This window comes from Streptomyces sp. LUP30 (assembly GCF_001746365.1).
Lineage (GTDB): Bacteria > Actinomycetota > Actinomycetes > Streptomycetales > Streptomycetaceae > Streptomyces.
Window position 1 is genome coordinate 37,633 of the sequence record NZ_MJAJ01000044.1, and the last position, 21,240, is coordinate 58,872.

The window sequence follows — 21,240 nt, forward strand, 5'->3', positions numbered from 1 at the left end:
GGCAGCAGGGGGTGCGGGGCGGTCGGTTACGCGTTGCCGCGCCGGACGGCGGCGTCCAGGTCGGAGAGCGTCAGGTACTGCGGAAGCGGCCGGGTCGTGGCGGGCTCCGGGAGCTGGACGTGCGGCCGGCGGCCGGTGTGCACCAGGTCGTCGATGAGCGCCTGGACGTCGGGCTGCCCGGGTGCGGTGGGCCAGCCGACGATGGTGGTGGCCGCATCGAGCGTGAGGCGGATGCGCGTGACGGGGCGGCTTGTCGGTTCGGGCACGGGGATCCTTTCGCGGGGCCGGGTCAGAGTGAGGAGACCCAGCCGGTGATGTTGGTGATCGCGCCGTTGATGGCGGGTGCGATGCCGGTGGAGGCGAGCAGGAACCCGAGCAGTGCGGCCGCCAGGGCGGGCCACAGCCGCAGGTAGCCGGTGCGCAGCAGCGCCAGGACGATGACGGCGGCGACGACAACGAGGGACAGGGAGATGACCACGGCGGCGCGGGCTCCTTCGCTTGAGGGGAGGGGCTAGTTGTTCTTGAGGGCGGTCAGGGTGTTGCGGACGCTGCCGAGTCGGACCTGGCGGCCGCCGTCGGCGTTGACGGCCTCGAGGACCGCAGCTGCGTCCATGTCGCCGTCGGAGTCCTCCAGGACGGCCTGGACGCGTTCGGCGAGCGTGCGGGTGCGGGGCTTGGTCGGCTCGGGCATCGCGGGGCCCGGTGCGGCGGCGCGCTTCTTGCCGCCGGAGCGGCGAGCGCCGCCTCCGCCTTCGCCGTCCTCGTCTTCCTCTTCCATGGGGAAGATCGCGGCGTATGCCTCGGGGCCGTCCAGGCGTCCGGCGTAGGCGTCGCCCGCGTCGTCCCAGGAGGCTTTCTCCAGCTGCGCGACGGGGCCGTCGCCGTACAGGGCGAGCATCTCGGGGTCCAGGCCCTCCACCGGGGTGGTGCTGCCGACGTTGAAGAACCGGAAGCGTGAGGTGGGGGAGGGGCCGGACAGCAGGTAGCCGCTGCCCTGGGTGCCAGGCGCGTCTTCGTCGGCGGCCTCGTCGAACTGCGAGACGAGCTTGATGGCCCCGGAGTACTTCGGGATCGGGGCGAGGGACTGCCCGGCGGCCAGCAGGCCGTCGGAGACCAGCTGGCGCATCATCGTCGACGTCCAGCGCAGCAGGATGACTTCGCCGTCCTTGAGCATGCCGCGCAGCGTGTCCGAGCCGCCCAGCTCCTCGAGGTGGCCGGCCTGCGCGGACAGGTGCACACCGATACCGAGCGAGCGGCCGGTGCGGCCGATGTCCTTGATGTAGTAGGTCGCCTCGTCGCGGAACGGGGCGCCCTTCTCCAGCAGCCGGTTCGCTTCGTCGATCCGCAGGGACAGCAGCGGGTCGGGCCGGTTCATCAGGAACTTGGAACGGCCGGCCTCCGCGTAGCGAATCTGGCGTCCCTGCATGACCAGCCACATCGTGCGCAGCTGCGCCATCGCGCCTTCCGGCGTGGTGACGAACCAGTCGACGTTGTCGCGGGCCTCGGGAACGGACTGGCCGCCCTTGAGGTCCGAGAGGAACGTGACGATCCCGGAGCGCTTCTCCGCCGCCAGGATCACCTGCAGACCGGTCGACTTGCCCGCGCCGGTCGTACCGAACAGCAGACCGCGCTGCGCCGATCCGGCCTTCGGGTCGTACAGGCGCATCCTCGCGGGGCGGCCGTTGTGGTAGCTGCCGACCCAGATGCGGCCCTGGTCGTCCATGGCGAGCTCGCGGGGGTCGGGCAGTTCGACGTCGGCGAGCGGGTCGGACGGATAGATCGTGACCAGGGCGTGGTTCATGCCGTCGGTCTCGATCGCGAGCCTGCTGGGGTCCTCGATCCGAAGGGCGGAAGCGAGGCGGATCGGGTCGTAGGCGATCAGGTCCCCGGGAGGGGCCTCAACGGTGAGTTCGTAGATGGTCTCGGCAGTCATGCGCCCAGCTCCTTTTCGATGTTGACGGCGCGGATGGAGGTGATGACGGTGCCGGGCATGCCCTTGGGGGCGACGTTCTGTGCCCAGTGCGTGTACGGGTCGTCGGCCTCTTCGGCGGGGGCCGTGCCGACGGTCAGGCGGCGTACTCCGGCGCCCTGCCGGGGCACGGGGGTGATGGCCAGTTCGTCCTCCGGCCAGTTCAGGGCGGCGGACAGCTCCAGCAGGTTGATCGTCGGGACGGGCTTGCCGGGGACGGTGGAGCGGATCACGGCGCGCATCGAGCGGCCGCCGGTGTCCTCCACCTGTTCCAGCACGGTGTTGGGGGCGGCGCCGTCCTCGATGGCGACGCGCTGCGCCCAGAACGCGGCGGCGGGGTGCTGCGGTCCGGCCGGGGCGCTCTCCACCAGGAGCTCCCGGCTCTGTTCGACCGCCTGGGGGGTCAGCGACGGCTCACGGCCGGCGAGGACCTTCGCGATCCGGGCGGGGCGCACCCTGAGGACGACCGCCGTCCACACGGCGTCGGCCAGCAGGTCCCACCACCAGTCCAGGCCGGACCAGATCCGCTGGGTGGTGAGCATCGCGGCCAGCGAGAGCGACGGGGACAGGTACAGGGCCATGGCCGCGTCCAGCGCGCGGCCCTTGGGCAGCGTCGCCGACCAGACGGTGCCGTATCCGGCGGCCAGGAGGGCGCCGCACACGGTCGTGCTGTAGGTGTCCGGCCAGAAGGCTCCGGCCGCGAGGGCTCCGGTGCCGGCCACGGTGGCGGCGCGGCCGAAGACGTCGCGGGCCAGGGCGATCCGGCCGCGCAGGGGACCGAGGGGAATCATCGGGGTGCAGCTCCTTTGCGGGCATGGGGAAGGGCGGCGGGCCCCTGGGTGGGGTCCGCCGCCCTTGCGCGATGCGGGGGTTGGGGGCCGGTCAGCGGTTGCTGTAGAAGCTGCGGTCGGCCATGGGTACGGACATCCGGTTCGCGGCGTCGGCGACGGGTCCGTAGTCGGCGATGTGGGCGTCGGCGGTTTCGTGGAAGAGCGTGGACATCTCCTCGCACTCCGCCGCCATGGCTTCGGCCTCTTCGAGAGCCGAGAGCATCACGGTCGCCGCGTCGCGGTGTTCGGCGATGGTGTCCGTGTCGACGGTCTTCGCGGCGGCCAGGTCGGCGAGGCGGTTCACCTGCTTCGCGCAGTTGTCCACGTACTTGAAGGTGGAGCGCACCGTCTCGGACAGGCCGATCATCTTGGCGCTGGCGGCGGTGAGCTGCACGATGACGACGCCGTAGCGGATGCCTTCACCGAGCACCGCGCCGGTCTTGGCGAGGGCGCCGCCGATGCGGGGGACCAGTTCGGACGACGACATGGGCGTACCTCCTATTCGTTGTGGTAGTCGGCTTCGGCCGGGGCGGCGTGGCCCTGGTCGCGGGTGACGTCGGCCAGCTCCTTGTGGCGGTCGGCCGCGTTCTCTCCGGCGACGCGGATGGCCTCGGAGGCGGCGGGGAGCTTCTCCGCCACCGCCTCCGCCCGTGCCTTGACGTTCTGCGCCTTCTCCGCCAGGAGCAGCACCCAGCCCTCCAGGACGCCGGGCACCTTGAGGTCCATGATCTTGGCGTGCAGGAACTCCAGGCGGGTCGTGAGCTTGTCGCAGCCCTCCGCCGCCTCCTTGGCGTCATCCGCGCCCGCCATGATTTCTTCGGCCATGTCGGCGTCGGAGTCGATGACGTCGTAGATCGTCAAGTCGGAGTCGGCGTACTGGGTGTTGGGCGCCTTGCGCGGCACGGGCACGGTTCCACTGGCGGTCACGGGTGCTCCCTTTCTGTTTCCGGCCGGCAGCGCGGCCGGGCCGGGCGTGGTGGCCTTGGCCTTGTTGCGGCGCTCCTGTGCCCCCGGGCCGCCATCGAGGCGTTCCAGCGTCACGGTGGTGTTCACGACGTGGCCCCAGCCGGGCGGCGGAGCGAATCCGCCGCCCGTACCCGGGCCAGGGACGTCGCCGGGGCCGTGGCCGCGGCGGGCGTTCGTGCGTTCCCACCGGTCTCGCGTGCCTCGCCCCTTGTTCGGGTCCTTGCGCCGCCAGCCCCTGCGCTTGCCCTTCGGCTTGGGCGTCGCGGCACCTGCGCCGGGCGGGCCGGAAGGGCCGGGACCGGTGCTCCCGGCGGCGGGCCCCGTCGCGCCGGCGGCGGGGCCGTGCTTCCCCGGGCCCTTGGTGCCGGGCTTCTTCTTGAGGTTGACCCTCGGCTTCTTCCGCAGGTTGACCTTCGGCTTCGCCGCCCCCGCGGTGCCGCCCGAGGGGGCGGGCCCGGTGCGGGGCGTCTTCTTCCGCAGGTTGACCTTCGGCTTCGCCGCCCCCGGGGTACCGCCCGACGGGGCGGGCCCGGTGCGGGGCGCCTTCTTGAGGTTGACCTTCGGCGGTGCGGGCGGTGCGGGCGGCTTGGGCTTCTTGGTCAGGCTGACCTTCGGAGGCGTCGGCGCCGTCCCGGCCGGTGTCATCTTGCCGGGCTTCTTGGACTTCTTGCCGCTGCGAGGCCGGGCGATGACGGGCTGCAGGCGCTTGCGGCGCTTGTTGAGGCGGCGCTCGGATTCCTTCGCGATCGCCTGCGGCAGCGTGGTCCGCCCCGTGCCGGACCGGGGCGACGACCCGGACTTCGTGCCCGATCCCTGCGTTCCCGGTGTCCCGCCGGAGCCCTTCGTCCCCGGCTTCGGGGACTTCGGGGACTTCGAGCTGGAGCCCGGTGTCGTACCCGGCCCGCCCGACCCGGTCTTCTTGCCCGACGGGCCGCCGGAACTGCTGCCGGGGGTACCGGACTTGCCGCCGCCGGACTTCGACGGGGGGCCGTTGCGGATACGGTCGGCTGCCCTCTGCCGTGCCGCCTGCCGAAGGCTCGGTCCGCGGTCGCCGTTCGGGCCGCTGGAACCGTTGCGGATCCGGCCCGAACTGCGGTCCGTGGCACCCGAATTCCGGTTCGTGGTGCTCTTTCCGCCCGGCCCGTCCAGCAGCCCCTTGCGGCCCCGGGAGCCCCCGGACTGCCCAGGAGTGCCCGAACCGCCCGAACGGCCGCCAGAGCCGCCGCCAGGGCCCTTGCCGGTCGTCTTCTGCCCTGCGCCGCCCGTCCGGTTCGGCCCTGCTCCGGACTTCAAAGACGCCGGAACTGAATTCTTCCCGGAATTTGAGCGGCCTGCCGAACCGGTGGAATTCCGGGACGACTTTCCGAATTCAGGGCCCGACTGAATGCGCGCCTTCTGGCGGGCCGCGTCGGCTCCGATCCGGGCCTTGTCCAGCTCCAGACCGGCTTTTCCGGCCGCCGCGCTCTGCTGATCCGCGATGGCCCGGTGGTGATCGTGGCGGGCTTTCAGGTAGGCGGCCATGTGATAGGCGCCGCGCATTGCGGCGACGGTGATTCCCGCCATCATCACCACGGACATTGCACCCACGCCCTGACCAGGGGATTCGGAATCCCCGGAAAGGCCCGGATCGTGGTTTGTGGTGGTGGTGCCCGGCGCCGTGCCCCCGGAAAGGGTGGGGGTGCTGGCGACGGAAAGCGAGGCGGGAGGGGCGAGGGTGGCCACGGGGGCCAGGGCCGGGAAGCCGCCGGAGGCCGGCGGCGGGTCGTCCGCCACCGCCCCCGGGATCCTCAGCCCGGGGAAGGGGTGGAGCGTCCCTCCGGTGTCGTCGTCGGCCATCGGCCGCTCTCCTTCGGTTGGTTACCCTCCGTGACCGATCCGGGGTCGCTTCACGCGTACGCGTACACGCGTACGTGGCGACCCCGGATCACGGGGATGGAGTGATGATGATGAGCGCGGAGCGTTACGGCTTGCCCTGGCCCTGCTGCTGCTCGGTCCAGGTGCCGAGCAGCCGGACCAGGTCGGCCCACACGGCGTCGTCACGGCCGGCGATCGTGCGCGCCAGGTCCCACATCGTGCGGGCGCGGTCCGGGTTCGTCCGGGCCGCTTCCAGGCGCTTGTTCCAGTAGTCGAGCTGGCCCGGGGAAAAGGCCATCGGTTATGCCCTCCTCTGGTTGTCGAGGTAGTCCAGGAACGTCGGCTCCTGTCCCTCCGTGGCGTTCTTCTGGCCGCCCGGCTTGCCGTCTTTCGTCGGGTCCTCAAGTCCCAGGGCCACACCGTTGAGCTGACCGGCGGTGTTCACCGCGCGGGAGTGGGCCAGGCCCTTCTTCTGGGCCTTTTCCAGCTCCTTTTTCTCCGCCTGCTTCTCGCGCTTGGCGGGGAGTTCGACGTAACGGCGCTGGAATTCCTTGTCCAACTTTCCGGCGTCGTTCACCGCGTCACGCAGCTCCTTTTCGAGGCGGGCCAGCGGGCGGGACGCCAGATAGGCCCGGATGCGGTTCTGGAGCGGCTTGTCGCCGTCGAACTTGATGCTCTCCAGGTCGGAGCGGTATTCGCGAAGCAGCGCCTGGACCTCGTCGGCCATCTGCCGCAGCCGCTCGCGCTGCTGGGCGCCGTACAGGGCGGTCCCGCCCGGCTTCATCAGGTGGTCCGACGTCCACCGGGCGTTGTTGATCTCGGTCATGCGAAAGACCTCCAGGTCTCGGGGGGTTGGGGTGGGGAGGTAAGCAAGGTCCCCGAGGCTGTTGCGCGGGGCCGGGGTGGTGCTCGGTTCGGGCCTGGCCCGCCGCGCCCGCGCTCGGGGCGCGGGTGCGGGTGCGGTTGAACTGGCCTGCCGGCCGTGGCCGTCACCGGTCCGCGCTCACGCTCACGCGTGGGCTCGGGCCGGTGGCGACCATGAGCGGCAGGTGCCGTGCGATGGGGCGGGCGCTCAGGTGTTCGCCGGGGCGCTCGCCTTGGCGCTCATCGGGGCGCTCGCTTCGACCTGATCGCGCAGGCGCTGCGCGGTCGGGCGGGAGACCGGCTCATCGGACAGGCCCGCCTTGGTGAGCGCGTCGCGGATCTCCGTCCACTGGGGGCGGCGCCCGAGCTCGGTGTAGAGGAGCCGGACGCGTTCGTGGCGGCGCTCGGTAAGCGCGTCCCGCTCGCTGCGGCTGCGGGGGCTGTCCGCTCGGTGAGCGTCGTCGCCCTCACTGGCGCGCTCACCGGAGCGAGCGCCCGGGGCGAGCGCCGGACGCTCACGCTCACCCTCGCCGTTGCCAGAGGTGAGCGCGCTCATCTCCGGGCGAGCGTCGTGAGCGTCGCCGGTTTCCTCAACGCGCTCGATGGTGTGAGCGTCCTCGGGGGTGAGCGTGTCGGCGAGCGCGGCGGGCGCGGTGTTGAGCTTGAGCGCCATCCGCATCTCCAGCGGGGCCTTCCACCGCCACGCCATCCATCCGTACTTCTGGCGGAGCTGCGCTCGCAGGTACGTCTGCTCCTGGAGCCGGGTGAGCGCTTCCTCGTAGGAGGTGATCTCCCACAGGATCATCCGGCGGCGAAGGCGAGCGGTGGGGATCGGGGCGAGCAGCCAGCGGCTGCGGCGCACCGTCTCCATCCGCACCTTGCCGGTGACCGCGCCGATCCTCGTGGCGTACACGTGAGAGGCGATCTCCGAGAAGATCACCCACAGCAGCGTGAGGGCGGCGTGCCCGAGGCGGCCGGACGCGCTGTGCGAGGCGTTCCAGTTCAGGTAGACGGTCACCGCCGTGAGTGCCCTCGGCACCCAGCGGATCCACCGGAGCTCCATCCCCATGCGGATCAGGAACAGGTTGGCGCCGGTGAAGGCGGGGATCGCGACGTCAATGCCGACCGGCAGCAGCCACGGCCACTCCCAGCCCCACCCAGCCGCCTTGGTCTCCAGCGCGGTGTAGGAGGACAGCAGACCGAGAGTGGAGACGGTCGCGGCGGCGAGCACGATCGCGATCGCCCCCAGCAGCTCCTGCCCGGACAGCGGCGGGACACCGCCGGCGGGCCGGGCGTCGTGGCGGGCCTTGCGTCGCGCGGCACGGGCGTCGGTACGGATCTGGCGGCGCCGGGCCCGCTGCACGGTGCGCTGCGTCGCCTCGTGCAGGATCCGCTCGCCATCGGCTCGGGCCTGCGCGGCGGCGACCTGGTCGGCGGTGGCCTTCGCCGTTGCCTCCCTGCTCGTCTTCGCGTCCGTCTCCGCCTGCTCGCGCAGCCGGACGACGTCCTTTGCGGCGGAGGCCCGCAGCTCCTCAGCACACGTGCGGGCATCGGCCAGGGCGCGGTCGGCGTCCTGGCGGAGGCCGGCGGCGACCTTCTCAGCTCCGGAGCGGACCTGCGCGGCCTGGCCGTCCGCGCTCTCGCGCATCCGGTCGGCGTCCGCGCGGGCCCGCTGAAGGACCTGGTCGGCGTCCCGCGTGGCACGGGCGCGGGTTTCGGTCGCGATGCGGTCGGCGTCGGCCAGCAGCTCGGTGCGCCAGGCTTCGGCGTCCGCGCGGACCGTGTCCGCGTCCTGGTCGGCGGCGGACCGCAGTTCGCGGGCCGTCTCCTGCGCCGCGGTGACGACGTCCTGCGCCTGACGGTGCGCGTCGGCGAGGACCTGGTCGGCCTTGCCGGTCGCGGCTGCGGTGAGGGTGTCGGCCTCCGAGCGGGCGTCGGCGAGCAGCTGCTTGGCCTTCGCTTCGGCGTCGGCCAGGACCTGGTCGGCGTCGGCGGCCGCGCTGGTCGCGGCCTCCGTGCGGACCTGGTCGGCGGCCGCCATGGCGTCGGTGAGGATGCGGGTCTGCTCGGTGGTGGCCGCCTCAGTGATCGAGGCTGCCTCCGTCCGGGCCGCGTCCAGCAGTTCACCGGCGCGCTCCTGGCCATCGGCGAGGATTCGGTCGGCGTCGGCGGCGGCCAGGGCCAGGAGGTCGGCGGCGCGGTCGGCGGCGTCGGCCAGCTGCGGGTCGGCCTCGGAGTACACCGCCGGGGCAGCGGTCTCCGGCTCGGGCGCGGTGGACTGGGCGGGAACGGCCACCGCCGTCGTCGCCTTGCTGCGCCCGCCGCGGGGCTTCGGGGCCGCTGCGGGCTGGCGCCTGCGACGGGGGGTCTTGGTGTTGGCCACGGGGGTGTCCTTTCTTCTCGGGCGCCTCCGTGCAGAAGGGGCACCGTGGATCAGTGGCAGTCGGTAGGGTCGTGACCAGGCCCTCCGGGGCCCCGGCAGCTTCAATGCCGGGGACTCGGAGGGCCGTTCTGCCGTGGGCAGCTGGTCAGCGCTGGGCGTGCAGGATCGCGGCCGCCGCGCCGGTCTTCCCGCTGCCGGACGTGCCTGCGATGAGCGCGTGGCCGTCCGTGAGCCGGAGGGACAGCGCCCCGTCGGTGGGCCGGTGCGGGTTGACGATCCGACCGTCGGGGAGCAGGTCGCCGGTGTCGTCGAAGACCAGGACGCCGTTGCACAGCAGGTTCCAGCCCTGCTCCGGGTGGCTGGCCACGATGAGCGCGGCCTCGTGGTCGGAGCTGTCGGCCGACGGGCACTTCGGCGTGTGCGTGCACAAGGAGTCCGGCAGCCGACGGGCCGTGCCGGTGTCGAGCTGAGCGCTGCTGGTCATGGGCTCTCCTGCGGGGAGGATGCGAGTTCGGGACTTTCCCGGGCTCGAGGCGTGCGAAAGGCCGGCCGCCCGTGGTGTGGGCAGTTGGTCGGCGGCAGTGCTGCAGGGCAGGCAGGGAGTTGCCCGCCGCTCCCGTCCTGCGGGAGTCAGGCGGAGCTGGCCGCGGCGTGCTTGCGGGCCGCGCGGCGCTTGAGGGAGCGGCGCTCCTTCTCGGACATGCCGCCCCACACGCCCGACTCGTTGCGGTCCAGCGCGCCCTGGAGGCAGCTGTCCATCAGGGGGCAGCGGCGGCAGACGGCCTTGGCCTCCTCGATCTGGAGCAGCGCCGGGCCGGTGTCGCCGATCGGGTAGAACAGTTCGGGGTCCTCACCGGCGCAGGCCGCGCGGGGCCGTTCCGGGGCGTCGGTGGAGACGGGCGCGTAGGCGTGGCTGCGGATGACGGCGACGGACACTCGCTTCATTGGGGCCTCCCAGAAGATCCGTGAACGAGGCAGCCCCGGGCGGTATCCCCGGGGCTGCCTCATGTGTTGGCGGCGGGCTGAACTACCTGGCGTCGATGCGGCAGCGGATCTGCTTGCCGACCGGAGAGGACACGACGTCCCAGCCGGGCGCCAACATGTCCAGCAGGCCCAGGCCACGCCCGGACTCCGCGTTGTCGCTGTCCATCGCCACCGTGCTGCGGCACGGCAGCACGTCGGCGGCGGGGTCATGCACGTTCACCTGGACGCTGCGCCCGGTGACGTACACCTCTACGACCAGCGGCACGTGGTCACCGCAGGCCCGCACGGCGTTGCCGAGCAGCTCCGAGACGAGCCACTCAGCGGTGTCAGCGGTCGCCTGGCCGGCCCCGTACGCCATCGGCACCGACGCGGTCAGACCGCGCACCGTGCTGAAGGCGGTCTCGGAGGCCGTGATGTGGGCGACGAAACCGCGGTCGCGGTGCTGGACGTACAGGCCGGGGACGCTGGCCGGAAGTGCCGGCTGCTGCGAACGGCGCTGGTCGTTCATACGGGCCCGGCGCAACATGTCGTCCATGTCCAGGCTGCTGTCTCCCCGTGCACCAGGAGGCGCGGGAGATGTCATGATGGAACTCAAGGTTTTCCTCTCACGGAGTGACCTGCTGAACGGCCCTGGGGCGCAATCCCGGGGCCGCTCGTTTTGGCTGTCGTACGAGCAGCCACGGCCCTGGCCGACCCGAGGTGATCGGGTCGGCCAGGGCCGTGGTCGTTCGTCGCTGCGGCAGTCAGAGCGCGTACACGTAGACCGCGCCAAGGTCGGTGTCCTGGTGGGCCTCGGGCACCGCCTTCAGCAGCACGATCCGCAGCGGCGCTCCCGCGCGGTCCGTGGCGAGGTACTCCTGCTCGGAGACCGTCTCGCCCATCGCGCGGGACAGCGCCAACTGGTCGTCGGCGTCCTCCGCGGGCATCTGGTCCCAGGGCTTCCTGAGCTCACCGGCGGGCGTCCAGTTCAGGTCCCAGTCGATGTCGTGCACGGAGACGGTGCAAGCGGTGTTCGTCATGATCAGCTCCTCACGATGACGGGTCAGGGTCGGCGTGTTCGGTGCGGGACGGTTCAGCGCGTGGAGCGCTTGGGGTGGAGCGTCTCGAGCGGGACCGCGGGGCCCTCCGTGGGAGCGTCACCAGCGGGCACCACCCGGCGGTTCTTGTCGGTGTCTGCCACGTGGCGCAGTGCCGCGTCCCAGTCGGCCAGGCGCCCGGCCGGCGTGCGCTCCGCGCGAGCCCGCAGGGTCCGGTCGGTCTGCGGGCTGAACGCCTTGGGCAGCACCGTGGTGGCCTGACGGCTGGAGGCTTCCTTGACCGCGTCGGTCAGGGCCTGGAACCACTCAGGGATCGTCATGTCGAACTCGACACGGCGGTTGCTGCCCCGGCAGCGGACCGCATCAGCGACACCGGCCTCACCTTTGTGATGCGGGACCAGCTTCTGCACCTTGTCCCGCATGCCGGTGATCGGACACCAGGTCTTGCAGTACTCGCAGACCAGGACGGCCTTGAGCGGCTGCCGGAGGTCAATGTGCGACGGCGGAAGCTGGGAGAGCTTGATGGCGGGGAGGCTGCTGACCCGCTTCGTACGGGTCTGGGTCTTCCGCTGTTTGGCCTTGGGCATCGCGGACGTGATGGTCATGCGGAATCTCCTTGAGTGCGGAGGGGGTTCGGGCTGCGTCGCGGTGCTCTCTCCGCCCGCCAGGCGCACGGGAAGCCCGGCGTCCTGGAGGACGGACAGCGCATCAGCGCTGCGACGTACATGCAGGGAGTCGAGAACCCGGGAGTTTGGTGGTGCCACATCCCGGCCGGCCTCTTACGAGGCGGACGACCTCCTGCGTCTTGCGGCCGGTGACGTGCCCAAAAGTGCAGGTACAGCACCGGCTACGCCCCGCATCCGGTTACTCACCGCTTGCTGGGGCACTTCGATTAGAACCCTGCTATCCCCCCACGGTCAACCTGTCTAGCTAACCTGTTTTCAACACCGGCTCTGACCTGCTAGTTCTTGCGTGTCATTAAGCGGCTGCGAGTCTCGGCTTTCGAGAAACAACTAGACATGCAATGCTGTGCGCACCGGGCAGCGAGATCCGCTGACCGCACGATGCGCACGGGAGGGGGAGCAGTGGCCACCAAGCAGAAGGAACCCGGGAAGGTCGAACGGATCGCATCCGAGATCCGGGACAAGATCGAGCGAGGCGCACTCGCACCTGGGTCGCGCCTGCCTGGCGTGCCTCAGCTCCAGAAGGACCACGGCATCGCGTACCAGACGGCACGCGACATCTACGGCCTGCTCGAGGACGAAGGCCTTGTGTTCTCGCGCCGCGGCAAGGGGACGTTCGTTTCCCTGGTGATCGGAAAGATCATCTCCGATCGCACCACCCGGTACCTGGCCGTACTTCGCGAGGCCGGCGGCGCAGCCGGAGCCTACGAGGCGGAGATGAGGGCGAGGGGACTCGATCCCAAGAACACCGTCGTCATCGACCGAGATGTGCCGCCCAAGAAGGTGGCGGAGATCTTCGAGATGCACCACCGCGCCAAGACCCTGAAGCGTCAGCGGATCATGTCCGCAGGCCTGCCTGGCAACGACGAAGCGATCGAGGTTGTCCAGGTGGCCACAAGCTGGTTCCCTCCGGACGTCGTCGACGCGGTCCCTGCGCTTGCCGAGATGAACACGGGCGTCGGTGGCAGCAAATCGCGTATGGCCGAAGCCGGCTTCAAGCAGGTGCGCCTTCGCGAGGAAGTCGAGGTCAGATCCCCGACTGCAGACGAAGCTGCTGCGCTCGGCATCCAGGTTGAACAGGCCGTCCTGGAGATCACGCACAAGGGGATCACCGTTGAAGGCCGCGTTGTGGAGGTCTGCATCCACGTGCTGCCGCGAGCCAAGTGGCGACTCGCATATGAGTGGCCCATCGACTCCCCGGAACCCGGGTGACATGTAGGAAGTCCCGCCCAGCTCCGGCAAGAGCCGGGGCAGACCGAATACCCATTGACTACAACAGCTAGGAGCTTGCACCACATGGCTAGCAACCGCATCGACGAGACCGGCACGATCCTGCGCGACGCCAGCACCCGGTACACCACGGCCCGGCGTGAGGAGAACGGCGCGCACGGTGCGTTCGACGCTGAACTGCAGCGTGCCGGTCGGACGCCGGTTTCCGAGGTCTCCGTCAGCCGCGCGGCCGCCCCGGCCGACGTCGCAGAGCTGCTGGGCACCGATGGCGAGGTTGTCGTCCGCGCCCGGGAGATGTCCGACGGCGACCGCCTGGTCCAACTCGCCACCACGTACATCCCCGTCGATGTCGCCGAAGCCGCTGGCATCGAGCAGGTCGACACCGGCGTGGGCGGCATCATCAGCCGTATGAAGGAGGCCGGCTTCGACCAGGGTGACGCCGCCACTGAGGACATCGCGCTGCGGCCGGCCACCGCAGACGAGGCGGCTCGCCTCGGTCTGCCGGACGGCTCGGACGTTCTGACCATCACCCACATCGGTCGCACGGTCGACGGACGGGTCGTCGAGGTGACCCAGCACGTTCTGGCTAAGGGCTGGACGCTGCGGTTCTCCGTGCCGCTGGCCTAACTCCGCACAGCACTTGTCGGCGCCCTGCCATGGGCAGGGCGCCGACAAGCACCCTCCTTCTGAACCTCTGGAGACTGAGCCCCCCATGAACGCCGGAAAGCGCCTGACCAGCGATGAGCTGGTGGAAGAGCTCCGCAGCGCGCTGGATGCTGAGAGCGGCTGGCTCCCGGCCCTCGTAAGCCCCGAAGGTCCCGTCGGGATCTCCAAGGAAGCAGCACTGGACGTAGTGGTCAGGCGGCTGCAGGAGTTCGCGGAGGCACCCACTGTGCCCGAAGCCGTCGCCCGCCAGCTCAGGAACGCGGCCGACGCCGCCGACGCCGCCCTCGTCACCGAAGGCAGCGCACAATACGGGGCTTTGGGAGCCGCGTACGCGTACATCCTCCAGGCCCACCACGCAGCGTCTGAATGAGTCGGCTCCCATTCCTCACGCTGTTCCGCACGACATGCGCCGCCCGAGCGTTTCAACTCACGCACCTTGGCCCCCCTTTGACTGCTCGTCTTGTGGGGGCCATCACACCGGCCGGAGCGGCGGCGCAGAATCACAGCCGCTTGTCGAAGCCTGTGCACGGGCTCGTTCACACGTTTTCAACATCCGCGTACACACGGGATTTCGGGATCCGGCCATAGGGTCCGGGACCATGGCGACTACGGAGGCAAGCGGCGTGGGGAAGCACCTGGGGTGGAGGCCCGAGCGGCTGCGGGAGCAGCGGGAGGCTCACGGGCTGACGCTTGAGCAGGCTGGCGAGCGGCTACGAACGCTCGCGGAGCAGGCCAAACTCAAGGGCATCCCAGCGGCAAATCCGCAGACTCTGTGGCAGCACGAACAGGGTGAGGTCTACCCGGGACCGCACTACCGCCGGGCGTACTGCCTGCTGTACCGGGCCACCGATCCCGAGCTCGGCTTCCGCAACCCTCTGCCGGGCGAGGACACCCAGTTCAAGCTGACTCCGATGAACGACCAGCGCAACGGCTCGCACGTCCTGGCCGTGGAGCGCGCGCTGTTGCAGATCGGGGCGGGCACTGCTGAGTCGGATCCTCTCGGGCTGCAGCAGCGGATCCTGGATGCCTGGAAGCGTCGTCACACCGGTGGCGACCCGCACCGCCCCTCGGTGGTGCTGGTCGGCGGGTTCGCCGGCAGCGGGAAGACGGAGTTCGCGCGCTTCCTTACACAGCTCACCGGCTGGCCGTTGCTGGACAAGGACCCGCTGACCCGGCCGCTCGTGGAGCAGCTGCTGGTCGCGCTCGGAGGCGACGCGAACGACCGGCATACCGATCTGTATCGCGAGCACGTGCGGCCGGTGGAGTACGACTGCCTGATGCAGGCCGCCTACGCCAACATCAACTGTGGGATCAGCACGGTGCTGACTGCGCCGTTCATCGGAGAGATGACTTCCGAGGCGTGGATGAACCGGCTGATCAACAAGTGCAGCGCCCTGGGAGTGGACGTGTCGCCGGTCTGGGTGCAGTGCGATGCGGAGTCCATGCGGGAGTACATCGGCTTCCGGTCGGCGGCGCGCGATGCCTGGAAGCTCCAACGCTGGGATGAGTACATGGCGACCGTCAACCTGGAGCTGCGTCCGGTCGTGCCGCACCTGGTCGTCGACAACAGGCTGGGCACAGCGATTTCGCTGGCCGACCAGGCTCGTCACGCCCTCAGGGCGGTGCACGGATGAGCCCCACGAAGCCGGGCGTCGTCCTGTACGGACCGCCTGCGGCCGGGAAGGACACAGTTACCCGGGTCCTGACGGAGCTCCACCCCCGGTACGGCCAGTTCGCACGGTTGAAGATCGGTTCTGGCAGGAGCGTGGGCTACCGGATGGGAACGCCCGCACAGTTGCGGGACCTGAAGGCCTCCGGCGATGTCGTCTACGCGAACCGCCGGTACGGCAACACCTACGTCCTGGACCGGCCGGGCCTGGACGCCGCGTTCGCGGCCGGGGTGCCGGTCGTGCATCTGGGGCAGATCGACGGCATCCGCGCCCTGGTCGACGGCTATCCGGCCGACTGGTTGGTAGTGCTTCTGTGGTGCCCGCGCGAGGTGACTGCGCAGCGGTCTGCCGGGCGTGGTGACAGCGACACCGCGGCGCGCCTGGCGGCGTGGGATGCGACCCGCGAGGACTTGAACGTGCACCCGGGCACGACCTGGGACCTGACCGTGGACACCACGGCGACGTCTCCGCAGGACGCGGCGCGGCTCATCGACCAGTTGCTGGCGCAGCGGGCGGGAGCAGCAACGGCATGAACGCGGGCTACGGCTGGGCGAGCCGGTCCAGGGCGTCGGTGAGCGTGAGCTCGCGGTCGTCCTTGACGTCGTTCCACCGTGCCAACGTGGACGCAGCCGCGCGCAGCATCTCCGGGGGAAGGCCGGCGGCCGCGAGCGCGTCGGCGGCTTCCTCCAGTTCAGGACCCCACCGCCAGGCCCGCGCTGCGGTCTTGGCGACGTACTGCGGCTCGGACAGGTACGAGTCGGTGCGCCGGGAGGCGACCTCGATGAGCTCCTGGTCGACGCCGTGCTCGCGCGCCATGCCGACCGCGAGCGCCACCAGCACCCGCGACGTCTTCTGGAAGCTGGCGTACGACAGTTTCAGCGCGGAAGCCTTCCCGATCTCCGCTCCCAGCGTCCTCGTCTTCACGGCGGTGCCCGCGAAGAGCGCCTCGATCCGCGCGGTCGCGGCGGCCGGACCAGACAGGTACAACACCGGTGTCTTGCCGTGTACGGGCGGGGAGCCGACGACGCCGCCGTCCACGACGGTCGCGGCCAGTTCGAGCAGCTCGGTGATCCGAACCACCCGCTCAGGGTTGATGGCGTTCCCCTCCACGTACACCCCGTCGAAGCGGTGCCCGGCGACGTCGCGGGCGAGGTCCTCGGCTGCGGCCGGCGGACAGAGGCTGATGACGACGTCGCTGCGGTTCAGCAGCTCCGCCAGCGTGGCCACGGGCATCAGGCCGAATTGGGCGGCGCGCGCTGCGGAGGCGGTGCTGCGCCCTGCCTCGCACCACAGGACCTCGGCCGCGTTCGCCGCGGCGCAAGCGGCGACGGCAGCGCCCATGGTGCCGGGGTGGAGGATGCCGACGGTCGGCTGGTCCACGGTGCTACTCCGTCTCGTTGAGCAGGATGGCGATGGCGTCGGTGACGTCGTCGACGATGTGGTGTGCGGTGTGAAGGCCGTCCGGCCATGGGCGGCCGCGCAGCCAGATGGTGCGCAGGCCAGCCTGGTGGCCGCCGCCGATGTCCCCGGCCGGGTTGTCGCCGACCATCCAGCCGCCATCCGCGAGGCTCACGCCGCAGCGGGAGGCCGCGAGTCCGAAGAGGCGCACGTCCGGCTTACGGATCTCCAGGTCACCGGAGACTGCGACGCCGTCGACCAGGTCGGCAAGGCCGGTCGCGCTGAGCTTGGCGCGTTGGATGTCGCTGGCACCGTTGGTGACGATTCCGATCGTCCACGCGGCTGCGCGCAGGCGCGCCAGGTCCTCGAGGACCTCCGGTCGGCAGGTGACGGCAGCCGCCATGAGGCCGACGTACTCCTGCCACAGCTGGGTGCCGGGCACCGCCAGGTCGAAGGTGTCGTGCAGCCGGGCGAAGTCGGCGGCGTTCGCGCGGTCGGCCAGTTCGGTGAGCAGCCAGTGCTCGATGTCCGGGGTGAAGGAGCGCGTGTGACACAGGCCAGTCACGGCGTCACTGAATGCCGACTGCCGGTCGGCCAGCGTGCCGTCCAGATCGAAAAGCGCGAGTCGGTGCACGGTCTCGGACCCTACCGGGCGTCGAACGAAACGCCGTTCGCGGTCGCACCGGCTCCCCGCTGGAGATCAAATGGTGTATGTTTCAGAGATCTATCGATCTTGAGAGGCTGCGCTATGTCCGACCCGGACCGCTTGAAGCAGGTCGATGCCCTGCTTGAGGGCCTGGACGACGTCCTCCCACCGCCGCGCGTTCGCGCGCAGCTACGCCTCGCCGCGAACCTCACGCAGCAGGACGTTGCGGATGCGGTCGGCGTGAAGCGCCTTGCCGTGGTGCGTTGGGAGCTGGGGAAGAGCAAGCCCCGGCGCCCGCAGCGAGACGCCTACATTCACCTGCTCAAGCGGCTCGCGGAACGCTTCCCCGAGGCCGCTGAGCTGAACGAGGGCATGCCGACGCCGGCCTCCGAACGGGGGTCGGGATGACCTAGCGGCCATCGGCCGCGCGCGCCAAGAAGCGGACTTACCACCCGCTGGCCTCGCGCGGCCCGTCTACCGACCGGAATAACCACCCGCGTCGGCCGCTCAAGTCCCAGTTCCTAGCTGGTCCTGAGCTGCGGCTTATCAAGCCGCTCGTTTCACCTCGGCCCCTTATCAGGGCCACTGCACCACCGGCCACTAACCACGGCCACCACAGCTGTAGCTAGCAATACCGATCCGCATTACCCGCGGGCCCCCACCACAGGGGCTTCGCGGTTCAGCAGCACCGGGAGAGGAGGAGAAATCTCCCCCCACCCGATCGGTGTCCGCCCGCTTCTCACGAAGGGGGCGGACCCAACCCATCCGCACATCTGGTTCGGCCGGGCCCGAGGGCTCTGGTCGGTCCAGCTACATGGAGAGCAGGTCGTTTCTCATAGTGCCCGAGAGTGGTGTCCCCTGTCAGCTTGACCCTGTCCGTTTCACGCCGGTTCAGGCCATGCGAGCTTCCCGTGTGACGGAATCGGCGTCCAGTTCATTCGGCTTTACCCGCTTCGTACAGGAAGAGGGTCTTCCAGTAGGAAGCTACGAGAGCAGCGCTTTCGAGACGTGCTCAATGAGCGTCGTCGCGGCGCCTGCCGCCCCGCTCATGCACCCGCTCTCGGAGGTCGTCGCCAACTCCGTCGACGGCGTCGTCCCCGAGGGCGTCGTCCCCGAGGGCGTCGTCCCCGAGGGCGTCGTCCCGTGTGACGGGACGGCTTTCAAGATTGTTGCCCGCCGTGCGGGAGCGAGGGGGGTGATCGGGGCTGAGCGGACTCTGTCCACAGGTGATCTGGTCCATGGTCGCCGGATGGATCATGTTCTGACGTCCCTGCGGGGTGCCCGGTGAGCGCCGTCGTGGAGTCAATGGCCGCGCTGACGGGACCGGTTCGTCGACAGCGGGTTCGTGTGCCGATGCGTCTGGTCTGGTCGCCGTACTACCAGGACGTGGCGTTGTCGGTGTACGTGAAGGTGAAGGCGCTGGGGCTGCGGCCGGAGGGGTGCCAGGCAAAGTCCACGACGATCGCCTTGTATTTGGGGCTGTCGGTGGCGTCGGTGGAGCGGGGGATGACGCAGCTGCGTCGTCCGGGTCCGGACGGTGTGGTGGAGCTGTTCTCGGATCGTCGGACGCTGCCGGGTGGCACGGGCACGTCGGCGGTGCGGACGGTGCGGGCGATGACTCGTTCGGAGGCGTTCGTGTGGCTGCCGGTGGCGGCCTCGGAGGACCTCACGCCCCGGCAGCTGCGCGCGTTCGCGCTGATCGCCTTCGCGCAGGCGCGGGGGATCGCGTTGACGGAGGCGGAGCTGGCGGCCGGCCTGCGGCACCATTCGGGGAAGAGCGCGGGTCAGCCGCTGTCGGTGACGGCTGCGTCGGCGGTGGTGGATGAGGTGGAGGCGGCGCGCTGGGTGACGGTGCAGCGGCGTGCGGGGGCGCAGGGGCGTCACCACTACATCGCGCACGACATCGCTCCCGAGGCCCGTCTGGGGGGTGGTTGCGCGGCGGTTGCTGGGGCTGCTGAGGCGGCTGTGACCAGTGGTTCTCAGGAGTCGGTCAGTTCCCAAGTTGGTAAGGGGTCGGGTTCGCCGGTTGGTGAGGGATCCCTCGCGAATGAGGAATCACCTAGGACTGACTCACCGGATGACGGGCGCGCGTTCTTCTCATCCGCCGTAGGCGAGGTACCGGTAGTTGAGGGCGCTGGGGCTGTGGAAAACCCGGCTGACGCTGCTGCGCGTACGGAAGCCGGCAGTGGTCTCGCGCTTCGCGCGGGTGGAAACAGCCAGCTCTCCCTCTCGAAGCCGGAAACGGAAAAACGCAGCAGCAGGGGCGGGGGGTCTGCGCGGTCGTCGTACGACGGACCGCAGCTGGCGATGAGCCCGCACATCTACGCCGTGCTGGAGCCGGTGCACCTGCTGCTGGAGCGGGTGACCAGCGACTTCGTCGCCCGGCAGATCGCCCGTGAGGTGGGCCGCCAGCTGCGCGAGGGTACCGACGCCGAACGGCTGCACCACCGGCTGACCACCCGGTTCGCCAAGGTGATGCTCTCGGAGATCCGCGACCCGGGCCGTTGGCTGCTGGGTGTGGCTCTGCCGCGCTGGGGCTGCGGCTACCAGGACTGCGAGGCCGGTGTCCTGTGGTCGACCGGCAAGGACTGCGTGGTCTGTGCCGAGATCGTCCAGGACAAGGCCGCCGCCCGGCGCCGTGCCCAGCGCATCGAGCAGGGCCTGTGCCCTGAGCACGGCACCCGTCCCGGCCCGGGCAGCCGCTGCGTCGACTGCGTGCTGGACGACGCGGCCCGCCACCCGGCACCGGCGCCGTCCCCGGTCCCGGCGCAGCGCGAGCCGGAGGGTCCGCCGCGCGGTTCCTGCGGTGACTGCGGCGCCCGGATCGTCGTGATCGGCCGTGCCCTCGAGGACGGCCTGTGCAAGCTCTGCCGCGAGGAGGCCGCCGTACTGGGCGCCGCCGTCGTACCCGCGCCGACCGCACCGGCCGGGCAGGAGACCTGCTCGGGCCGGGACGGAGACGTGCCGTGCGGGCGGAAGCCCCTGCCGTCCCGCAGCGTCTGCGGTGTCCACCGCGTCCAGGAGCTCGCCGGGGAGGTCGCGTGATGACCGAGAACCCGCAGCTCAGTGGCGTCGACCTGGCCCGCGTCGCACTGCGCGCGGCCAAGGTGGCGGCGCAGAAGAACGGCGGCGGCCGTACGGTGCAGCCCAAGCCGCGCACGACCCGGGTGGTCCGGCGCGACGGGCGCGAGCCGATGGGGCTCGGTGCCGCGATCGGCGCGCTTGTGACCGAGCGGGCCTGGGAGCTCCCGGCCGCCGGCGCTTCGCTGCGCGGGCGGTGGGAGGCCATCGCACCCGAGCTCGCGGGGCACGTCGCGGCCGTCGGCTACGACGCCGACTCTGGCCAGCTCACCGTGTGCCCGGAGTCGTCGGCCTGGGCGACGAAGACGCGCCTGGAGCAGATCCGCATCGTCGACGCCGCCAACAAGTCGGCGGGCCGTACGGTCGTGCGCGCCCTGCGGATCCTGGCGCCCGGCTCTGTAGCTGTGCCCGACCATGTCGACGTCGTTCCGGCGGCCGCGCCCACCGGTCCGGCGAGGACCAGGGAGACGGCGTGCGAGGGCTACCGCCGCGCGCTCGCCGCGCACCAGGAGGCCGTGCCGCCGCGCCGGGTGGATCAGGGCATCGCGGAAGCGGTGGAGCGGCAGACCGCCGCGATGCGGGAGCTGAGCCGCCGCGCGTTTCCCGAGCCGGACGTCGTCCCGGACGATGCGCCAGCCCCGCTCGAGGCCGTCCGTGTCCAGCGCCGCCGCGAAGTCGCCGCTACCCACGCGGCCGCGCTTCGCCGCGCCCGTGCCGAGCGCGCTCAGCAGGCCGAAGCGCGGCCGCTGGGGCGTACAGCGTGAGGCCGTCGGGGCTACCAACGCGGGCGTTCCCGATGACCAGGGTGGGCCATGCGATACGTGGTGCGCGTGGCCCGCCGACGGTCTTCCTGGGTGATGTCCGCAGGTCGGAGATAGCCGATGGGCAGGCGGTATCGGGGTGGTTGGATGGCCAGGTGTCAACGCCCGTTCTGGTTCGTTGAACATGCCGTCCCGCGTCTGGTGGGCGCGGTTGGACG

General features: G+C 70.8%; 23 protein-coding genes and 1 pseudogene. 8 read left to right on the forward strand and 16 right to left on the reverse strand.

Going from position 1 to position 21,240, the window contains the following annotated elements; genetic code table 11:
• Window positions 1–26: 26 nt before the first annotated feature.
• From BG482_RS29415 to BG482_RS29480, 14 genes and pseudogenes are all read right to left on the reverse strand, one after another.
• Complete coding sequence (locus BG482_RS29415) at window positions 27–266, reverse strand: hypothetical protein (RefSeq protein WP_069772201.1); 240 nt, start codon at window positions 264–266, stop codon at window positions 27–29.
• A gap of 23 nt (window positions 267–289) precedes the next feature.
• Window positions 290–478: a hypothetical protein gene (locus tag BG482_RS29420; RefSeq protein WP_069772202.1), complete on the reverse strand. Its 189-nt coding sequence runs from the start codon at window positions 476–478 to the stop codon at window positions 290–292.
• Window positions 479–511: 33 nt separating this feature from the next.
• Entirely contained in the window at window positions 512–1,933 is a 1,422-nt protein-coding gene (locus BG482_RS29425) for a hypothetical protein (RefSeq protein ID WP_069772203.1), read from the reverse strand.
• Window positions 1,930–2,760: a hypothetical protein gene (locus tag BG482_RS29430; RefSeq protein ID WP_069772204.1), complete on the reverse strand. Its 831-nt coding sequence runs from the start codon at window positions 2,758–2,760 to the stop codon at window positions 1,930–1,932. The genes BG482_RS29425 and BG482_RS29430 overlap by 4 nt, the downstream gene beginning before the upstream one ends.
• A gap of 91 nt (window positions 2,761–2,851) precedes the next feature.
• Window positions 2,852–3,286 (reverse strand): hypothetical protein, encoded by a 435-nt coding sequence (locus tag BG482_RS29435; RefSeq protein ID WP_069772205.1) that lies wholly within the window; start codon window positions 3,284–3,286, stop codon window positions 2,852–2,854.
• Window positions 3,287–3,297: 11 nt separating this feature from the next.
• Window positions 3,298–5,601, reverse strand: a complete 2,304-nt coding sequence (locus BG482_RS42905) for a hypothetical protein (protein WP_069772206.1) — start codon at window positions 5,599–5,601, stop codon at window positions 3,298–3,300.
• Between the two features lie 124 nt (window positions 5,602–5,725).
• Window positions 5,726–5,917, reverse strand: coding sequence for a hypothetical protein (locus tag BG482_RS29445; protein WP_069772207.1), 192 nt, complete (start codon window positions 5,915–5,917; stop codon window positions 5,726–5,728).
• Window positions 5,918–5,920: 3 nt separating this feature from the next.
• The gene (locus tag BG482_RS29450) at window positions 5,921–6,445 is read right to left on the reverse strand and encodes a hypothetical protein (RefSeq protein WP_069772208.1); all 525 of its coding nucleotides are present in this window, start codon (window positions 6,443–6,445) and stop codon (window positions 5,921–5,923) included.
• Between the two features lie 246 nt (window positions 6,446–6,691).
• A complete protein-coding gene (locus tag BG482_RS29455) occupies window positions 6,692–8,866 on the reverse strand; it encodes a DUF2637 domain-containing protein (RefSeq protein WP_069772209.1) in 2,175 nt (724 codons plus the stop codon).
• A gap of 256 nt (window positions 8,867–9,122) precedes the next feature.
• Window positions 9,123–9,296 (reverse strand): annotated as a pseudogene (locus BG482_RS46235) (DUF5999 family protein); the annotation flags it as partial.
• Window positions 9,297–9,496: 200 nt separating this feature from the next.
• Window positions 9,497–9,811 (reverse strand): WhiB family transcriptional regulator, encoded by a 315-nt coding sequence (locus BG482_RS29465; RefSeq protein ID WP_079142288.1) that lies wholly within the window; start codon window positions 9,809–9,811, stop codon window positions 9,497–9,499.
• Window positions 9,812–9,893: 82 nt separating this feature from the next.
• Window positions 9,894–10,385, reverse strand: coding sequence for an ATP-binding protein (locus tag BG482_RS29470; protein ID WP_256096506.1), 492 nt, complete (start codon window positions 10,383–10,385; stop codon window positions 9,894–9,896).
• Window positions 10,386–10,593: 208 nt separating this feature from the next.
• The gene (locus BG482_RS29475; RefSeq protein ID WP_069772211.1) at window positions 10,594–10,869 is read right to left on the reverse strand and encodes a hypothetical protein; all 276 of its coding nucleotides are present in this window, start codon (window positions 10,867–10,869) and stop codon (window positions 10,594–10,596) included.
• Between the two features lie 53 nt (window positions 10,870–10,922).
• Window positions 10,923–11,492 (reverse strand): hypothetical protein, encoded by a 570-nt coding sequence (locus BG482_RS29480; protein WP_069772212.1) that lies wholly within the window; start codon window positions 11,490–11,492, stop codon window positions 10,923–10,925.
• A gap of 480 nt (window positions 11,493–11,972) precedes the next feature.
• On the opposite strand from BG482_RS29480, the gene BG482_RS29485 reads away from it, so the two are divergent.
• The 5 genes from BG482_RS29485 to BG482_RS29505 all read left to right on the forward strand — a co-directional run bounded on the left by BG482_RS29485 (window position 11,973) and on the right by BG482_RS29505 (window position 15,669).
• Complete coding sequence (locus BG482_RS29485) at window positions 11,973–12,782, forward strand: GntR family transcriptional regulator (RefSeq protein WP_256096507.1); 810 nt, start codon at window positions 11,973–11,975, stop codon at window positions 12,780–12,782.
• An 84-nt stretch (window positions 12,783–12,866) separates the two neighbouring features.
• Entirely contained in the window at window positions 12,867–13,427 is a 561-nt protein-coding gene (locus BG482_RS29490) for a UTRA domain-containing protein (RefSeq protein ID WP_069772214.1), read from the forward strand.
• Window positions 13,428–13,512: 85 nt separating this feature from the next.
• Complete coding sequence (locus BG482_RS29495) at window positions 13,513–13,836, forward strand: hypothetical protein (RefSeq protein WP_069772215.1); 324 nt, start codon at window positions 13,513–13,515, stop codon at window positions 13,834–13,836.
• Between the two features lie 229 nt (window positions 13,837–14,065).
• Window positions 14,066–15,100 (forward strand): AAA family ATPase, encoded by a 1,035-nt coding sequence (locus BG482_RS29500; protein WP_069772216.1) that lies wholly within the window; start codon window positions 14,066–14,068, stop codon window positions 15,098–15,100.
• A complete protein-coding gene (locus BG482_RS29505) occupies window positions 15,097–15,669 on the forward strand; it encodes a hypothetical protein (RefSeq protein ID WP_069772217.1) in 573 nt (190 codons plus the stop codon). Before BG482_RS29500 ends, BG482_RS29505 begins: the two co-directional genes overlap by 4 nt.
• 7 nt (window positions 15,670–15,676) lie before the next feature.
• Here the strand turns inward: BG482_RS29505 and BG482_RS29510 are convergent, their stop codons facing one another.
• Window positions 15,677–16,516: an NAD(P)-dependent oxidoreductase gene (locus tag BG482_RS29510; protein ID WP_079142292.1), complete on the reverse strand. Its 840-nt coding sequence runs from the start codon at window positions 16,514–16,516 to the stop codon at window positions 15,677–15,679.
• A gap of 4 nt (window positions 16,517–16,520) precedes the next feature.
• Entirely contained in the window at window positions 16,521–17,168 is a 648-nt protein-coding gene (locus BG482_RS29515) for an HAD family hydrolase (RefSeq protein ID WP_069772218.1), read from the reverse strand.
• Window positions 17,169–17,282: 114 nt separating this feature from the next.
• Here BG482_RS29515 and BG482_RS29520 point away from each other — a divergent pair, with 114 nt between their 5' ends.
• The 3 genes from BG482_RS29520 (at window position 17,283) to BG482_RS29535 (ending at window position 21,025) form a co-directional block, all read left to right on the forward strand.
• The gene (locus tag BG482_RS29520; RefSeq protein ID WP_069772219.1) at window positions 17,283–17,588 is read left to right on the forward strand and encodes a helix-turn-helix transcriptional regulator; all 306 of its coding nucleotides are present in this window, start codon (window positions 17,283–17,285) and stop codon (window positions 17,586–17,588) included.
• 897 nt (window positions 17,589–18,485) lie between these two features.
• The gene (locus BG482_RS29530; protein WP_256096508.1) at window positions 18,486–20,225 is read left to right on the forward strand and encodes a hypothetical protein; all 1,740 of its coding nucleotides are present in this window, start codon (window positions 18,486–18,488) and stop codon (window positions 20,223–20,225) included.
• On the forward strand, window positions 20,225–21,025 hold the full coding sequence (locus BG482_RS29535) for a DciA family protein (protein WP_069772222.1): 801 nt from the start codon (window positions 20,225–20,227) through the stop codon (window positions 21,023–21,025). The genes BG482_RS29530 and BG482_RS29535 overlap by 1 nt, the downstream gene beginning before the upstream one ends.
• The last annotated feature ends 215 nt before the right edge of the window (window positions 21,026–21,240 follow it).

Bases quoted from the DNA above. Each gene is read 5' to 3' on its own strand.
- BG482_RS29505 (WP_069772217.1), top strand. From the start codon at position 15,097: ATGAGCCCCACGAAGCCGGGCGTCGTCCTGTACGGACCGCCTGCGGCC.
- BG482_RS29475 (WP_069772211.1), bottom strand. From the start codon at position 10,869: ATGACGAACACCGCTTGCACCGTCTCCGTGCACGACATCGACTGGGAC.
- BG482_RS29470 (WP_256096506.1), bottom strand. From the start codon at position 10,385: ATGGACGACATGTTGCGCCGGGCCCGTATGAACGACCAGCGCCGTTCG.
- BG482_RS29465 (WP_079142288.1), bottom strand. From the start codon at position 9,811: ATGAAGCGAGTGTCCGTCGCCGTCATCCGCAGCCACGCCTACGCGCCC.
- BG482_RS29435 (WP_069772205.1), bottom strand. From the start codon at position 3,286: ATGTCGTCGTCCGAACTGGTCCCCCGCATCGGCGGCGCCCTCGCCAAG.
- BG482_RS29495 (WP_069772215.1), top strand. From the start codon at position 13,513: ATGAACGCCGGAAAGCGCCTGACCAGCGATGAGCTGGTGGAAGAGCTC.
- BG482_RS29500 (WP_069772216.1), top strand. From the start codon at position 14,066: ATGGCGACTACGGAGGCAAGCGGCGTGGGGAAGCACCTGGGGTGGAGG.
- BG482_RS29490 (WP_069772214.1), top strand. From the start codon at position 12,867: ATGGCTAGCAACCGCATCGACGAGACCGGCACGATCCTGCGCGACGCC.
- BG482_RS29425 (WP_069772203.1), bottom strand. From the start codon at position 1,933: ATGACTGCCGAGACCATCTACGAACTCACCGTTGAGGCCCCTCCCGGG.
- BG482_RS29480 (WP_069772212.1), bottom strand. From the start codon at position 11,492: ATGACCATCACGTCCGCGATGCCCAAGGCCAAACAGCGGAAGACCCAG.
- BG482_RS29430 (WP_069772204.1), bottom strand. From the start codon at position 2,760: ATGATTCCCCTCGGTCCCCTGCGCGGCCGGATCGCCCTGGCCCGCGAC.
- BG482_RS29445 (WP_069772207.1), bottom strand. From the start codon at position 5,917: ATGGCCTTTTCCCCGGGCCAGCTCGACTACTGGAACAAGCGCCTGGAA.
- BG482_RS29450 (WP_069772208.1), bottom strand. From the start codon at position 6,445: ATGACCGAGATCAACAACGCCCGGTGGACGTCGGACCACCTGATGAAG.
- BG482_RS29520 (WP_069772219.1), top strand. From the start codon at position 17,283: ATGTCCGACCCGGACCGCTTGAAGCAGGTCGATGCCCTGCTTGAGGGC.
- BG482_RS42905 (WP_069772206.1), bottom strand. From the start codon at position 5,601: ATGGCCGACGACGACACCGGAGGGACGCTCCACCCCTTCCCCGGGCTG.
- BG482_RS29530 (WP_256096508.1), top strand. From the start codon at position 18,486: ATGGCCGCGCTGACGGGACCGGTTCGTCGACAGCGGGTTCGTGTGCCG.
- BG482_RS29535 (WP_069772222.1), top strand. From the start codon at position 20,225: ATGACCGAGAACCCGCAGCTCAGTGGCGTCGACCTGGCCCGCGTCGCA.